Origin of the sequence: Scandinavium goeteborgense (assembly GCF_003935895.2) — a bacterium.
In the GTDB taxonomy this organism is placed as follows: Bacteria; Pseudomonadota; Gammaproteobacteria; order Enterobacterales; family Enterobacteriaceae; genus Scandinavium; species Scandinavium goeteborgense.
Window position 1 is genome coordinate 4,533,424 of record NZ_CP054058.1, and the last position, 15,555, is coordinate 4,548,978.

15 protein-coding genes are annotated in these 15,555 nt (G+C 53.3%); 12 read left to right on the forward strand and 3 right to left on the reverse strand.

Going from position 1 to position 15,555, the window contains the following annotated elements; translation table 11 throughout:
* Window positions 1-4 precede the first annotated feature (4 nt).
* Both rbsD and kup read right to left on the reverse strand, forming a co-directional pair.
* Window positions 5-424: a D-ribose pyranase gene (gene rbsD, locus A8O29_RS22395; RefSeq protein WP_125353626.1), complete on the reverse strand. Its 420-nt coding sequence runs from the start codon at window positions 422-424 to the stop codon at window positions 5-7.
* A gap of 213 nt (window positions 425-637) precedes the next feature.
* On the reverse strand, window positions 638-2,509 hold the full coding sequence (kup, locus tag A8O29_RS22400; RefSeq protein ID WP_133462506.1) for a low affinity potassium transporter Kup: 1,872 nt from the start codon (window positions 2,507-2,509) through the stop codon (window positions 638-640).
* A gap of 219 nt (window positions 2,510-2,728) precedes the next feature.
* Here kup and ravA point away from each other — a divergent pair, with 219 nt between their 5' ends.
* A complete protein-coding gene (gene ravA / locus A8O29_RS22405; protein ID WP_125353625.1) occupies window positions 2,729-4,225 on the forward strand; it encodes an ATPase RavA in 1,497 nt (498 codons plus the stop codon).
* Window positions 4,225-5,676 (forward strand): ATPase RavA stimulator ViaA, encoded by a 1,452-nt coding sequence (viaA, locus tag A8O29_RS22410; protein WP_125353624.1) that lies wholly within the window; start codon window positions 4,225-4,227, stop codon window positions 5,674-5,676. The genes ravA and viaA overlap by 1 nt, the downstream gene beginning before the upstream one ends.
* Here viaA and asnA read toward each other — a convergent pair whose 3' ends face one another.
* Entirely contained in the window at window positions 5,677-6,669 is a 993-nt protein-coding gene (asnA, locus tag A8O29_RS22415) for an aspartate--ammonia ligase (protein ID WP_125353623.1), read from the reverse strand. It abuts the gene before it with no gap.
* A 149-nt stretch (window positions 6,670-6,818) separates the two neighbouring features.
* Here asnA and asnC point away from each other — a divergent pair, with 149 nt between their 5' ends.
* From asnC to atpA, 10 genes are all read left to right on the forward strand, one after another.
* Window positions 6,819-7,277: a transcriptional regulator AsnC gene (gene asnC / locus A8O29_RS22420; RefSeq protein WP_045853727.1), complete on the forward strand. Its 459-nt coding sequence runs from the start codon at window positions 6,819-6,821 to the stop codon at window positions 7,275-7,277.
* A gap of 91 nt (window positions 7,278-7,368) precedes the next feature.
* Window positions 7,369-7,809 (forward strand): FMN-binding protein MioC, encoded by a 441-nt coding sequence (gene mioC, locus A8O29_RS22425; RefSeq protein ID WP_110512440.1) that lies wholly within the window; start codon window positions 7,369-7,371, stop codon window positions 7,807-7,809.
* Between the two features lie 383 nt (window positions 7,810-8,192).
* Window positions 8,193-10,082, forward strand: a complete 1,890-nt coding sequence (mnmG, locus tag A8O29_RS22430) for a tRNA uridine-5-carboxymethylaminomethyl(34) synthesis enzyme MnmG (protein ID WP_125353622.1) — start codon at window positions 8,193-8,195, stop codon at window positions 10,080-10,082.
* A 103-nt stretch (window positions 10,083-10,185) separates the two neighbouring features.
* Window positions 10,186-10,809: a 16S rRNA (guanine(527)-N(7))-methyltransferase RsmG gene (rsmG, locus tag A8O29_RS22435; protein WP_125353621.1), complete on the forward strand. Its 624-nt coding sequence runs from the start codon at window positions 10,186-10,188 to the stop codon at window positions 10,807-10,809.
* 615 nt (window positions 10,810-11,424) lie between these two features.
* Window positions 11,425-11,805: a F0F1 ATP synthase subunit I gene (gene atpI / locus A8O29_RS22440; RefSeq protein ID WP_125353620.1), complete on the forward strand. Its 381-nt coding sequence runs from the start codon at window positions 11,425-11,427 to the stop codon at window positions 11,803-11,805.
* Window positions 11,806-11,813: 8 nt separating this feature from the next.
* Entirely contained in the window at window positions 11,814-12,629 is an 816-nt protein-coding gene (gene atpB, locus A8O29_RS22445) for a F0F1 ATP synthase subunit A (protein ID WP_110512423.1), read from the forward strand.
* Between the two features lie 49 nt (window positions 12,630-12,678).
* On the forward strand, window positions 12,679-12,918 hold the full coding sequence (gene atpE / locus A8O29_RS22450; RefSeq protein WP_000429386.1) for a F0F1 ATP synthase subunit C: 240 nt from the start codon (window positions 12,679-12,681) through the stop codon (window positions 12,916-12,918).
* Window positions 12,919-12,953: 35 nt separating this feature from the next.
* Window positions 12,954-13,424 (forward strand): F0F1 ATP synthase subunit B, encoded by a 471-nt coding sequence (atpF, locus tag A8O29_RS22455; protein ID WP_110512424.1) that lies wholly within the window; start codon window positions 12,954-12,956, stop codon window positions 13,422-13,424.
* Between the two features lie 14 nt (window positions 13,425-13,438).
* Window positions 13,439-13,972: a F0F1 ATP synthase subunit delta gene (gene atpH, locus A8O29_RS22460; protein ID WP_110512425.1), complete on the forward strand. Its 534-nt coding sequence runs from the start codon at window positions 13,439-13,441 to the stop codon at window positions 13,970-13,972.
* Window positions 13,973-13,984: 12 nt separating this feature from the next.
* Entirely contained in the window at window positions 13,985-15,526 is a 1,542-nt protein-coding gene (gene atpA / locus A8O29_RS22465; RefSeq protein ID WP_110512426.1) for a F0F1 ATP synthase subunit alpha, read from the forward strand.
* The last annotated feature ends 29 nt before the right edge of the window (window positions 15,527-15,555 follow it).

The following is a 15,555-nucleotide window of genomic DNA, read 5'->3' on the forward strand; positions in this document are numbered from 1 at the left end:
GGCCTCAGAAAGTGACGCCAGCACAGAGAATGATATTCGCATACGGGGAACACTCCCCGCTGCGAATCACCGCCTGACTGTCTGCGGTTTGTCGTTTGAACTGCTCGTGTGTGGTGTAACGAATTTCAATGGTGTTTCCCTGGTGTTGCTGCAGCTGCTCGAGGTGATTGAGCAACGTTTCGTGGAGCTGCGGATTATGTGTTTTGATTTCCGCGGCGAGAATTGCCGTCTCAACCTGCATTTCGGTCGTCACCACCTCCAGTACCTGCATAAATGAAGGCACACCCTGGGTTAATGCCATATCAATGCGCTGTGTGCTGTGCGGGACAGGCAGGCCTGCATCACAAACCACCAGCGTATCGGTATGCCCAAGACGGGAAATGACCGAGGAAATATCAGCGTTGAGTACCGTACCTTTCTTCATCGTTCTGCTCCACTAGCGAAACGTTTCGCTGGAGATAAGTCTAATCCTAATAGCGTACAGAAAACCACCGTCAGGTTGCAGAAGTGTGATCGGTAACGAAACGTTTCGCTAAGTGAAATTAACAGTAAGAAAGGGTTAAGTCCGATGGCGCTTCGCTTGCGCAGAACGACTAAAAAAATGCCCGGCAAGAAGTGCCGGGCATGTGATGTAGACTTAAATCTCGACCTGTGTGCCGAGTTCGATAACCCGGTTCGGCGGGATTTCAAACTGGTCAGGCGCACGCAGGGCGTTGCGTTGCAGCAGCAGGTAGAGCTTACCGCGTAGACGCAGATACCACGGCCGGTCGTTGCCAATAATCAGCGATTCATGCGACATAAAGAACGAGGTTTCCATCATTCGGCAGCTCAGCCCTTCGAGGCCACAGCGGTGGAATACTTCTTCCACGTTTGGCGTTTCGCGCCAGCCGTAACTCGCTACCACGCGCCAGAACGACGGTGACAGCTGCTCGATAGACACACGACGCACATTGTGAACATACGGCGCATCTTCGGTGCGCAGCGTCAGCAGGATCACGCGCTCATGCAGCACTTTGTTGTGCTTGAGGTTGTGCAGCATCGCAAACGGAATCACGTTCAACGCACGGGACATGTACACCGCCGTGCCTGGGACGCGCACCGGCGGCGATTTCTCCAGTGACGCAATCATCGCTTCGAGAGAGTTACCATGCTCATGCATACGACGCAGCAGGCGGAAACGTTCGCTCTTCCAGGTGGTCATCACCATGAACATCACCAGGCCGAGCGTCAGCGGCAGCCAACCGCCGGAGAGCAGTTTATCGAGGTTCGCCGAGAACAGAGGTATGTCGATACACAGGAACGCTACCAGGATAACGAACACAAAGTACTTGTTCCAGTGCCAGTTATTACGCGCCACGGTGGTCGCCAGAATCGAGGTCAGCACCATCGTGCCGGTGACGGCAATCCCGTACGCCGCCGCCAGGTTGCTGGAGTGCTGGAAGCTGACAATCACCAGAACCACAGACACGTACAGCAACCAGTTAACGAACGGGATGTAAATCTGACCAGATTCCATTTCGGAGGTGTGAATGATGCGCATCGGCGACAGATAGCCCAGACGAACCGCCTGACGCGTCAGGGAGAATACGCCGGAAATGACCGCCTGAGACGCGATAACCGTAGCCAGTGCAGCGATAATCAGCATCGGAATCAGTGCCCACTCTGGAGCCAGCAGGAAGAACGGGTTTTTAATCGCTTCCGGGTGTTTGAGTAACAGTGCGCCCTGACCGAAGTAGTTCAGCACCAGCGAAGGCAGAACCACTGTGAACCAGGCAATACGAATCGGTAATTTGCCGAAGTGGCCCATATCGGCATACAACGCTTCGACACCGGTGATCGACAGAACCACCGCGCCCAGCGCCACAAAGGAAACCGTTTTGTATTCAAGGAAGAAGTGCACCGCCCAGTATGGATTCAGCGCGTGCAGCACGTCCGGGTTATCGATGATACTGCGTGCGCCAAGCACCGCCAGCAACAGGAACCAGATCAGCATGATAGGTGCGAACAGTTTCCCCACCAGCGCTGTGCCGTGCTTTTGGATCATAAACAGCAGGGTCAGTACGGCGATAGAGATAGGGACTATCCAGCTATCAAGTTGCGGGGCGATGATTTCGAGACCTTCAATGGCCGACATCACCGAGATGGCCGGGGTTATCACCACCTCGCCATAAAAGAAACTGCCGCCAATAAGGCCCAGGATCACCAGCACCGACGTCATTCGCGCCGATGTATTACGCCCGGCAAGGGACATCAGCGTCAGGATCCCGCCTTCACCGGCGTTATCTGCGCGCATCACGAAGGTGATGTACTTCAAGGAAACGGTAAAAATCAGCAGCCAGAAAATCAGGGATAAAAAGCCAAAAACGGCATCCCGTTCCACGCCAAATCCAAACTGGCCTGAGAGACATTCTCTCAGTGTATAAAGAGGGCTGGTACCAATGTCACCGTATACCACGCCGATTGCCGCAAGGGTAATCGCTGGCAACGATTGCTTATTATCAGTGCTCATAGACTCGTCTTTCGTTTAATAAGACAAATGTGTACCCGAATCCCTGGCTCACAAAAGGCGCACAGTATGCACGATTAACAGAAGAATCGTACCCCAAAATGACTCCTCGTTAACCTTGCTCAAAGAAATGCCGACGGCTTCTCGCACTATTACCCGGCGCCTGCAAACGGCTATAATCGCTTGATAGCTGGATAAATGGCGGAAGGACACCACTCTATTATGGCGCAATCACACTTATTAGCAGAAAGAATTTCCCGACTCAGTCAGTCCCTTGAAAAGGGTCTTTTTGAGCGCAGTCACGCCATCCGCCTGTGCCTGCTGGCCGCGCTGAGCGGCGAAAGCGTGTTTCTTCTCGGTCCACCGGGGATAGCTAAAAGTCTTATCGCCCGCCGCCTTAAATTTGCCTTCCAACATGCCCGCGCCTTTGAATACCTGATGACCCGTTTCTCCACCCCGGAAGAAGTGTTTGGCCCGCTGTCGATTCAGGCGTTAAAAGATGAAGGTCGCTATGAGCGTTTAACCACAGGCTATCTGCCGGAGGCCGAAATCGTGTTTCTGGATGAAATCTGGAAAGCTGGCCCGGCCATTCTGAATACCCTGCTGACCGCCATCAACGAACGCAGCTTTCGCAACGGCGCGCATGAAGAGAAAATCCCGATGCGCCTGCTGGTGGCCGCGTCTAACGAACTGCCGGAAGCTGACAGCAGCCTCGAAGCCTTGTATGACCGTATGCTGATTCGCCTGTGGCTCGACAAAGTGCAGGAAAAAAGCAATTTCCGCTCGCTGCTTATCAACCAGCACGATGAAAGCGCCAACCCGGTGCCAGAAAGTTTGCAGGTGACGGACGAAGAGTTCAGGCAGTGGCAAGTGGATATTGGCGGCGTGAAGCTATCAGACAGCGTATTCGAGCTGGTTTATCAGCTGCGCCAGCAGCTCGATACGTTGCCAAACGCACCGTATGTTTCCGATCGACGCTGGAAAAAAGCGGTCCGTTTATTACAGGCCTGCGCATTTTTCAGCGGACGCGACGCCATTGCGCCTATCGATCTTATCCTGCTCAAAGATTGTCTGTGGCATGACGCCGAAAGCCGCAATCTGATGCAGCAACAGCTCGACATATTGATGACCGGGCATGCCTGGCAGCAGCAGGCGATGCTCACCAAACTGGGGTCGATAACCCAGCGTCGACTGCAGTTGCAGCAGCAACAGAGCGACAAAACCGCGCTTAAAGTCACGCGTCTGGGCGGCATGTTCAGCCGTAAGCCGCATTACGAACTGCCGGATGAGGTGCAGGCCCCCACGCTGACGCTGCTGTTACAGCAGCCGCTAAAGCTGCATGACATGAACGTGGTTCACGTCACCCTGGAACGCCCCGCGCTTGTCCACTGGCTGGAGAAAGGCGGCGAAATTCGCGGCAAACTCAACGGTATCGGCTTTGCCCAGGTGCTGAATCTGGAGGTGGACACCAGCTTGCATCTGCTGGTTAGGGATGTCAGCCTGCAAGGCTCGCGTCTGGCCCTGCCGGGCAGTGCTACGCCAGAGAACATGCCAGGGGAAATCAAACAGCAGCTGGATGCGCTCGATGACGAGTGGCATCAGCAGCACACCCGCTTTAGCGAGCAGCAAAAATGCCTGTTCATACACGGTGACTGGTTAGGCAAAATTGAAGCCAGCCTCCAGGACGTCGGGGCGCAGATCAAACAGGCGCGGCAGTAATGCTCACGCTCGACACGCTCAATGTGATGCTGGCGGTCAGCGAGGAAGGGATGATCGAAGAGATGATCCTCGCCCTGCTGGCGTCCCCCCAGCTGGCGTTATTCTTTGAAAAATTCCCGCGGCTGAAAAATGCAGTCGCGCAGGACATACCCCGCTGGCGGGAAGCACTGAAAGGCCGGCTGAAAGAGACACCGGTCCCGCAGGATTTGAGCGACGAGGTAACAGCTTTCCAGCAGAGCCAGACGTTATCCACCACGCAGTTTACCGTTCAGCTGCCGCAAATCCTCACCCTGTTGCAGAAGCTCCATTCCCCGTTTGCCGCCCAGGCCCAGCAGCTGGTGGACAACAACGCGACCTTTACCGCCGCGCTTCACACCCTGTTTTTACAGCGCTGGCGACTGAGTCTGGTGGTGCAGGCCACCACGCTGAACCAACAATTGCTGGAAGATGAGCGAGAACAGCTTTTGAGCGAAGTGCAGGAGCGCATGACGCTCAGTGGTCAGTTGGAGCCGCTGCTGGTGGAAAACGACAACTCAGCCGGACGACTTTGGGACATGAGCGAAGGCCAGCTCAAGCGAGGTGACTGGCAGTTAATTGTCCGATACGGCGATTTCCTCAGTGAACAGCCGGAGCTGATGCGGCTGGCGGAGCAGCTCGGGCGCTCACGCGAGGCCAAATCGGTACCGAAAAAAGATTCACCGATGGAAACCTTTCGCACGCTGGTTCGTGAACCCGCCACGGTGCCCGAACAGGTCGACGGCCTACAACAGAGCGACGACATTCTGCGTCTGCTGCCACCGGAACTGGCAACGCTCGGCATTACTGAACTCGAGTATGAGTTTTACCGACGGCTGGTGGAGAAGCAATTGCTCACTTACCGACTGCACGGCGATGCGTGGCGGGAAAAAATCAGCGAACGCCCGGTGGTACATCAGGACTTCGATGAACAGCCGCGCGGGCCGTTTATCGTCTGCGTGGATACGTCGGGTTCGATGGGTGGCTTTAATGAACAATGTGCGAAGGCGTTTTGCCTGGCGCTGATGCGCGTCGCGCTGGCGGACAATCGCCGCTGTTTCATTATGCTTTTTGCCAGCGAAGTGGTGCGCTACGAGCTGACCGGTCCGCAGGGCCTGGAACAGGCGATCCGCTTTTTAAGCCAGCGCTTTCGCGGTGGGACCGATATCGCCAGCTGTTTCCGCGCCATTATCGAACGGATGCAGGGCCCGGAATGGACCGATGCCGATGCGGTGGTCATTTCTGATTTCATCGCCCAGCGACTGCCGGACGACGTGGTGAATAAGGTAGGGGAACTACAGCGCAAACATCTGCATCGCTTTCACGCGGTGGCGATGTCGCAGCATGGGAAACCCGGGATCATGCGCATCTTCGATCACATCTGGCGCTTTGACACCGGGCTGCGCAGCCGACTGCTGCGCCGCTGGAAACGCTGATTACAGCAGGGAAGAAACGCTGTCGCGAACCTGCTGTGGCCAGACGCCACACTGTACCTGACCGATGTGCGGTAGCTGTAACAGCAGCATGGTCAAACGAGACTGGCCAATGCCACCGCCAACGGTTTGCGGCATTTCACCTTTGAGCAACGCCTGGTGCCACTCGAGCTGCAGACGATCGTCATCCCCAGTGAGTGCTAACTGACGTTTCAGCGCCTCAGCATCAACGCGGATCCCCATTGAGGAGATCTCAAACGCATCTTCCAGGACCGGGTTCCACACCAGAATGTCGCCGTTGAGGCCAGACAGACCGGTTTCGCTCTGGGTGCTCCAGTCATCATAATCCGGGGCACGTACATCATGGCGCGCCCCATCCGACAATTTGCCGCCAATCCCCATCAGGAACACCGCGCCGAACTCTTTGGCGATGGCGCGCTCACGGCCTTTGGCATCCAGACCCGGGTAACGGGTCAATAATTCTTCGCTGTGCACAAAGTGGATCTGTTCTGGCAGGAACGGTGCCAAACCAAATTCTTTGCTGACTGCAGCCTCAGTGGCTTTGATCCCGGCGTAAATCGCTTCAACCGTCGCTTTTAGCGTACCGGTGTGGCGCTCGCCGTCGCCCATCACGCGTTCCCAGTCCCACTGGTCAACGTAGACGGAATGGATAGCCGAGAGGCGGTCCTCATCGGGGCGAAGGGCTTTCATGTGCGTGTAGAGCCCTTCGCCCGCGCTGAAGTCGTGTTGTCCCAGCGTCTGACGCTTCCACTTCGCGAGGGAGTGAACCACCTCGAACTGGGCGTCTGGCAGGTTTTTCACTTTTACCTGTACCGCTTTTTCGCAACCAGAAAGGTTGTCCTGAGTGCCATCGCCCACACGGCTTAAGATCGGCGCCTGAACTTCAATGAGTCCAAGTCTGTCTTCGAGCTCACGAGAAAAATAGGACTTTACGAAACTGATCTGGCGTTGTTTTGCGATGTAAGCGGTTTTCATTATTTTTACTCCTGTCCTGTTGCCATTGATTAAGCAACAGAATGCGGGGGGAATTCAATAATCAACAAGCAAAAAGGCGCTTCTGGTTTTGATTCGTCAAAATGAAGCGCTAAAATAGAGTGAATCGTCAAACATCATAAGAAAATCCAATGGAAAATTATCAGATCGACAATCTCGACCGCGGCATCCTAGAGGCGTTAATGGCCAATGCGCGTACCGCCTATGCCGAACTGGCCAAACAATTTGGCGTCAGCCCCGGCACCATTCATGTGCGAGTCGAGAAAATGAAGCAGGCGGGGATCATCACTGGCGCACGCATCGATGTGAACCCAAAACAACTCGGTTACGATGTCTGCTGTTTTATCGGCATTATTCTCAAAAGCGCGAAAGATTACCCCTCCGCACTGGCGAGACTCGAAAGCCTCGACGAAGTCACCGAGGCGTATTACACCACCGGTCACTACAGCATCTTTATTAAGGTGATGTGCCGCTCGATCGACGCCCTCCAGCAGGTACTTATCAACAAGATCCAAACAATCGATGAAATTCAGTCCACCGAGACTCTGATCTCCCTGCAGAACCCGATTATGCGGACCATCCGCCCGTGATCGGGCATTTTAATCCCACATCTTTCCACAGGTAGATCCCAGCTCACACACAGCGTACAATATGCCACTCAGGAATTAAGGGGTGGACTTCATGGCAGACATTACACTGATCAGTGGTAGTACGCTTGGCGGTGCCGAGTACGTTGCGGAACATCTGGCAGAAAAGCTGGAAGACGCGGGTTATTCCACTGAAACGCTGCATGGCCCCCTGCTTGAAGACTTGAATAAAGGTGGAATCTGGCTTCTGGTCAGCTCTACGCACGGTGCCGGTGACATCCCGGATAATCTTGTTCCTTTATATGAAGCAATAAAGGAAGAGAAACCTGACCTCTCCACCGTACGTTTTGGTTCGGTCGGAATTGGCAGCCGTGAATATGACACTTTCTGCGGGGCGATCGACAAAATCGATAACGAACTGATCGCCTGCGGAGCCAAACAGATCGGCGAAACGCTCAAGGTCAACGTCCTCGATCATGACATTCCTGAAGATCCGGCTGAAATTTGGCTCGGATCCTGGATAAATTTGATCTGATTTTTGTAAAGATCGGCGTTTTTTTTGTGTATAACTCTGGTTAAAAGCACTGATCAACCGGTAGTTATCCCAAGCATAAGGTTTGGTTAGTTTTTGAGTTGTGCATAACCCTTCATTTTGATCCCAGCTTATACGGACCAGAATCACCGATCATTCACAGGCAATGATCCTTCTTAAGCCTATGATCTCAAAAGTAGGATCCACCTTATCCACAGAAAATGGCGATCCTAATAAGAGATCACAATAAAACAGATCTCTAAATAAAAGATCTTCTATTAAATACTCAGGATCCCAGGTGCTTTCTCCGACAGCCAAAGTTGAGTAGAATCCACGGCCCGGGCTTCAATCACTTTTCAAACCGCTTTCAAGCGAGGCAGACCACCATGTTTTATCAGGATCCTTTTGACGTCATCATCATTGGCGGGGGTCATGCAGGCACTGAGGCCGCAATGGCCGCAGCGCGTATGGGTCAGCAAACCCTGCTGTTGACACACAATATCGACACACTGGGACAGATGAGCTGTAACCCGGCTATTGGCGGCATTGGGAAAGGACACCTGGTAAAAGAAGTGGATGCACTCGGCGGGCTGATGGCCAACGCTATCGACCATGCGGGTATCCAGTTTAGGATACTAAACGCCAGCAAAGGCCCTGCCGTTCGGGCCACTCGTGCTCAGGCCGATCGCGTGTTGTATCGCCAGGCCGTACGCACCGCTCTGGAAAATCAGCCAAACCTGATGATCTTCCAGCAGGCGGTTGAAGATCTGATCGTCGAAAACGATCGGGTTGTGGGCGCTGTCACTCAGATGGGCCTGAAGTTCCGTGCCAAAGCCGTGGTGTTAACCGTCGGGACATTCCTCGATGGCAAAATCCACATTGGGCTGGATAACTACAGCGGTGGCCGTGCTGGCGATCCGCCATCCATCCCGTTGTCTCGTCGTCTGCGTGAACTGCCGCTGCGCGTCAGCCGCCTGAAAACCGGTACACCGCCACGTATTGACGCCCGCACCATCGATTTCAGCGTTCTGGCTCAGCAGCATGGCGATAACCCGATGCCGGTGTTCTCGTTCATGGGCAATGCGGCGCAGCATCCGCGTCAGGTACCGTGTTACATCACGCATACCAACGAAAAAACCCATGACGTTATCCGCAATAACCTCGATCGCAGCCCGATGTACGCTGGCGTCATCGAAGGGATTGGCCCACGTTACTGCCCGTCGATTGAAGACAAAGTCATGCGCTTTGCCGATCGCAACCAGCACCAGATTTTCCTGGAGCCGGAAGGGCTGACCTCCAACGAAATTTACCCAAATGGCATCTCCACCAGCCTGCCGTTCGACGTGCAGATGCAGATCGTCCGTTCCATGCACGGCATGGAAAACGCGAAGATCGTGCGTCCTGGCTATGCCATTGAATATGATTTCTTCGATCCGCGTGACCTGAAGCCGACGCTGGAAAGCAAATACATCCAGGGTCTGTTCTTTGCTGGCCAAATCAACGGCACCACCGGCTACGAAGAAGCTGCCGCCCAAGGCCTGTTGGCCGGTCTTAACGCCGCACGCTGTTCTGCGGACAAAGACGGTTGGGCGCCACGTCGCGATCAAGCTTACCTCGGCGTGCTGGTGGACGACCTCTGCACACTCGGTACCAAAGAACCGTACCGCATGTTCACTTCCCGCGCGGAATATCGTCTGATGCTGCGTGAAGACAACGCCGATCTGCGCTTGACCGAACAGGGTCGCGAGTTGGGCCTGGTGGATGATGAACGCTGGGCGCGTTACAACGAGAAGCTGGAATGCATCGAACGTGAGCGTCAGCGTCTGAAAACGTCCTGGGTTAACCCAACGGCGGCATCTGCCGAAGAAGTAAATGCTCACCTGACGGCGCCGCTTTCGCGTGAAGCCAGTGGAGAAGATCTGCTGCGCCGCCCGGAAATGACTTACGAACAACTGGTTCAGTTGTCACCGTTTGCCCCGGGTCTGGGTGATCCACAGGCTGCTGAGCAGGTGGAGATTCAGGTTAAATACGAAGGTTATATCGCCCGTCAGCAGGATGAGATCGAGAAGCAGCAACGCAATGAAAACACGATATTGCCTGCTACACTTGATTATCGCCAGGTTTCAGGGCTGTCTAACGAAGTGATCGCTAAGCTTAACGATCATAAACCTTCCTCCATTGGTCAGGCGACGCGTATTTCTGGCGTCACCCCTGCAGCTATTTCCATTTTACTGGTCTGGCTTAAAAAGCAGGGCATGCTGCGCCGCAGCGCTTAATTCATCGAATAATGCCCGGTGGCGCAGCGCTTGCCGGGCCTACAATGTAGGCCGGATAAGGCGAAACCGCCATCCGGCAAATTATCGCCAACAGGTATTTACCGTGCTTAACAAACTCTCTCGTCTGCTCGCAGAAGCAGGCATTTCGTTGTCCGATCACCAGCAACAACAGCTGGTGGCTTACGTCGAACTGCTCCACAAATGGAATAAAGCGTACAACCTGACTTCCGTACGCGATCCGAACGAGATGCTGGTGCGTCATATTCTCGACAGCATCATCGTCGCACCTCATTTGCAGGGAACGCGTTTCATCGATGTAGGAACCGGCCCGGGTTTACCGGGGATCCCGCTGGCGATTGTCCTGCAGCAGGCGCAATTCACGCTGCTGGACAGTCTCGGCAAGCGCGTACGCTTCTTGCGTCAGGTGCAGCACGAGCTGAAGCTCGATAACGTTACCCCTGTGCAAAGCCGTGTGGAAGCGTTCCCGGCGGAACCGCCATTTGACGGTGTTATCAGCCGCGCATTTGCATCCCTGACCGATATGGTGAGCTGGTGTCATCACCTGCCAGGCGAGCACGGACGGTTCTATGCCCTGAAGGGCCTGGTGCCTGATGATGAGATTGCTCAGCTGCCTTCAGAATTCACGGTGGAAGAGATTGTTCAGCTTACGGTTCCGCAACTTGAAGGTGAGCGTCATCTGGTGAAAATTAAGGCCACAAAAGTTTAATCTTTATCAAATAATGTGAAGTTTCACCGACCGGCAAAGTGTTAAAACGGGGTGGTAAAAGCAGTGATACGTTCAGTTACATTTAACGCAACGGTCACTGCTTTTTTGCATTTTATTCACATTTCGTTGTTTGCTTGCCCGGTAAAATAATCAACCGCGAAAATATCAGTCTGCTAAAAATCGGCAGGGTTAACCGTATTTGAATGTTAAATGTTTATTAAAAATGTCAATGAAAGGTTTTCGCAGTGTATGGGGCTGTTTTAAAAAGAGTCTGTTATTTTTGTTATTGAATTCAGAAAGATGAATTCTATGAATTTTTTCTATGCGCATTTTCGATAGCCGTGAGAATGTTTTTTTTGTGATCGAATGCACGCTTTTATGCGCCGTTTTTCGCGTTGTTTGCAGTTTTGCCCGATTGTTCACACTTTCGTGAAATGTCTAAAAATAGACGGGCCGAAAATTATTTAAACATTTATTCACCTTTTCGCTACTTATTGTTTGAATTAATGGGGCGTCACCGTATAATTTGTCCGCTTTTTGAAGCTTGACTCAGAGCGTCAAAGAACGTTTTATACGACACGCGGCATACCTCGAAGGGAGCAGGAGTAAAACGTGATGTCTTTGTCGCTCTTGAGTAGAAACGTTGCTCGTAAGCTTCTGTTCATACAGCTTCTGGCGGTAACGGCAAGTGGATTGCTGTTTTGCCTCAAAGACCCCTTCTGGGGCTTCTCCGCAGTGTGTGGAGGATTGGCGGTTATCGTGCCAAATGCATTGTTTATGATTTTTGCCTGGCGTCATCAGGCGCATACACCAGCCAAAGGCCGAGTGGCCTGGTCTTTCGCCTTCGGCGAAGTCTTCAAGGTGTTGCTGACCTTTGCCCTCCTGGCGGTGGCGCTGGCGGTTGTTAAAGTGGTATTTTTGCCGCTGATAGTGACGTGGGTTTTGGTGCTGGTGGTACAAGTTCTGGCGCCAGCTGTAATCAACAACAAAGGGTAAAAGGCATCATGGCTTCAGAAAATATGACGCCGCAGGAATACATAGGTCATCATCTGAATAACCTTCAGCTTGATCTGCGTACTTTCTCGCTGGTGGATCCGCATAACCCCCCGGCCACCTTCTGGACGCTCAACATTGACTCCATGTTCTTCTCGGTGGTTCTGGGTCTGTTGTTCCTTGCCATGTTCCGCGGTGTTGCGAAAAGAGCAACCAGCGGTGTACCAGGGAAATTCCAGACGGCTATCGAATTGATCATCGGTTTTGTCCATAGCAGCGTGAAGGACATGTACCATGGCAAAAGCAAGCTGATTGCGCCGCTGGCGCTAACGGTGTTCGTTTGGGTCTTCCTGATGAACCTGATGGACTTGCTGCCAATCGACCTTATTCCTTACATCGGCGAGCACATTTTTGGCCTGCCTGCTCTGCGCGTGGTGCCGTCTGCGGACGTGAACATCACCCTCTCTATGGCGCTGGGCGTGTTTATCCTGATTATTTTCTACAGTATCAAAATGAAAGGCGTTGGCGGCTTTGTTAAAGAGCTTACCCTGCAGCCGTTCAATCACTGGGCGTTTATTCCGGTCAACTTGATCCTGGAAGGCGTCAGCCTGCTGTCTAAACCGGTTTCTCTCGGTCTGCGACTGTTCGGCAACATGTATGCGGGTGAGCTGATTTTCATTCTGATCGCGGGCCTTCTGCCGTGGTGGTCACAGTGGATTCTGAATGTGCCTTGGGCCATTTTCCACATCCTGATTATTACGCTGCAAGCCTTTATCTTCATGGTTCTGACGATCGTCTATCTGTCGATGGCGTCTGAAGAGCACTGATTCTTTACCAACACTACTACGTTTTAACTGAAACAAACTGGAGACTGTCATGGAAAACCTGAATATGGATCTGCTGTACATGGCTGCCGCTGTGATGATGGGTCTGGCGGCAATCGGTGCTGCGATCGGTATCGGCATCCTCGGAGGTAAATTCCTGGAAGGCGCAGCGCGTCAACCGGATCTGATTCCTCTGCTGCGTACTCAGTTCTTTATCGTTATGGGTCTGGTGGATGCTATCCCGATGATCGCTGTCGGTCTGGGTCTGTACGTGATGTTTGCTGTCGCGTAGTAAGTAGCCGTTAAATTTTTAAGAGGTATTGTGCTGTGAACATGAACGCAACAATCCTCGGCCAGGCCATCGCGTTTATTCTCTTTGTCTGGTTCTGCATGAAGTATGTATGGCCGCCATTAATGGCAGCCATCGAGAAGCGTCAGAAAGAAATTTCTGACGGTTTGGCTTCCGCAGAACGTGCCAAAAAAGATTTGGACCTTGCACAGGCCAACGCGACCGACCAGCTGAAAAAAGCCAAAGCGGAAGCCCAGGTGATCATTGAACAGGCTAACAAACGCCGTTCTCAGATCATGGACGAAGCGAAGGTTGAAGCAGAACAGGAACGAAGCAAAATCGTTGCTCAGGCGCAGGCTGAAATCGACGCCGAGCGTAAGCGTGCTCGCGAAGAACTTCGCAAGCAGGTCGCGATTCTGGCTGTTGCTGGTGCCGAGAAGATCATCGAACGTTCCGTGGATGAAGCTGCTAACAGCGACATCGTGGATAAACTTGTCGCTGAACTGTAAGGAGGGAGGGGCTGATGTCTGAATTTGTAACGGTAGCTCGCCCCTACGCCAAAGCAGCTTTTGACTTTGCGGTCGAAAACCAACGCGTAGATAGCTGGCAGGATATGCTGTCGTTTGCCGCCGAGGTCACGAAAAACGATCACATGGCAGAGTTACTTTCTGGCGCGCTTGCGCCGGAAACGCTCGCAGATGCGTTTATCGCTATCTGTGGTGAGCAGCTGGACGCCAGCGGCCAGAACCTGATTCGGGTTATGGCTGAAAACGGTCGTCTTAAGGCGCTCCCGGATGTTCTCGAGCAGTTCGCGCATTTACGCGCGCTGAGTGAAGCGACAGCAGAAGTCGAAGTGACTTCCGCAACGGCACTGAGTGACGAACAGCTCGCGAAAATCTCTGCCGCGATGGAAAAACGTCTGTCACGCAAAGTTAAGCTGAATTGCAAAATCGATAAGTCTGTAATGGCAGGCGTCATCATCCGCACGGGTGATACGGTCATTGATGGTAGCGTACGCGGCCGTCTTGAACGCCTTGCAGACGTATTGCAGTCTTAAGGGGACTGGAGCATGCAACTGAATTCCACCGAAATCAGCGAACTGATCAAGCAGCGCATTGCTCAGTTCAATGTTGTGAGCGAGGCTCATAACGAAGGTACTATTGTTTCTGTAAGCGACGGTGTTATCCGCATCCACGGCCTGGCCGATTGTATGCAGGGTGAGATGATTTCCCTGCCGGGTAACCGTTACGCTATCGCACTGAACCTGGAGCGCGACTCCGTAGGTGCAGTTGTGATGGGTCCGTATGCTGACCTCGCCGAAGGCATGAAGGTTAAGTGTACTGGCCGTATTCTTGAAGTGCCGGTTGGCCGTGGCATGTTAGGCCGCGTGGTGAACACCCTGGGTGCACCGATTGACGGTAAAGGTCCAGTTGATAACGATGGCTTCTCGCCAATCGAAGTTATCGCACCGGGCGTAATCGAGCGTCAGTCTGTCGACCAGCCTGTTCAGACCGGTTATAAATCTGTTGATGCGATGATTCCAATCGGCCGTGGCCAGCGTGAGCTGATCATCGGTGACCGTCAGACCGGTAAAACCGCGATGGCGATCGATGCAATCATCAACCAGCGCGATTCCGGCATCAAATGTGTGTACGTGGCTATCGGCCAGAAAGCGTCCACCATTTCCAACGTGGTGCGTAAACTGGAAGAGCATAACGCTCTGGCCAACACCATCGTTGTTGTTGCGACCGCGTCTGAATCTGCTGCACTGCAATACCTGGCGCCATATGCCGGTTGCGCAATGGGCGAATACTTCCGCGACCGCGGTGAAGATGCACTGATCGTTTACGATGACCTGTCCAAACAGGCTGTTGCTTACCGTCAGGTTTCCCTGCTGCTTCGTCGTCCACCAGGACGTGAAGCATTCCCAGGCGACGTGTTCTACCTCCACTCCCGTCTGCTGGAGCGCGCATCCCGCGTAAACGCGGAATACGTTGAGAACTTCACCAAAGGTGAAGTTAAAGGTAAAACCGGTTCCCTGACTGCTCTGCCAATCATCGAGACTCAGGCGGGTGACGTTTCTGCGTTCGTTCCGACTAACGTAATTTCGATTACCGATGGTCAGATCTTCCTGGAAACCAACCTGTTTAACTCCGGTATTCGTCCGGCTGTTAACCCAGGTATCTCCGTATCCCGTGTGGGCGGTGCTGCTCAGACCAAGATCATCAAGAAACTGTCCGGTGGTATCCGTACCGCTCTGGCACAGTATCGTGAACTGGCTGCGTTCTCTCAGTTCGCATCTGATCTGGACGAAGCAACCCGTAAACAGCTGAGCCACGGTCAGAAAGTGACCGAGCTGCTGAAACAGAAACAGTATGCCCCAATGTCTGTAGCACAGCAGGGTCTGGTTCTGTTCGCGGCTGAACGCGGTTACCTCGAAGATGTGGAACTGGCGAAAATCGGTAGCTTCGAAGCCGCTCTGCTGGCTTACGTCGACCGTGACCACGCTCCGCTGATGCAAGAAATCAACCAGACCGGTGGCTATAACGACGAAATCGAAGGCAAGCTGAAAGGCATCCTCGATTCCTTCAAAGCAACCCAGTCCTGGTAACGTCTGACGGTCTGTCCTAGGGCAGGCCG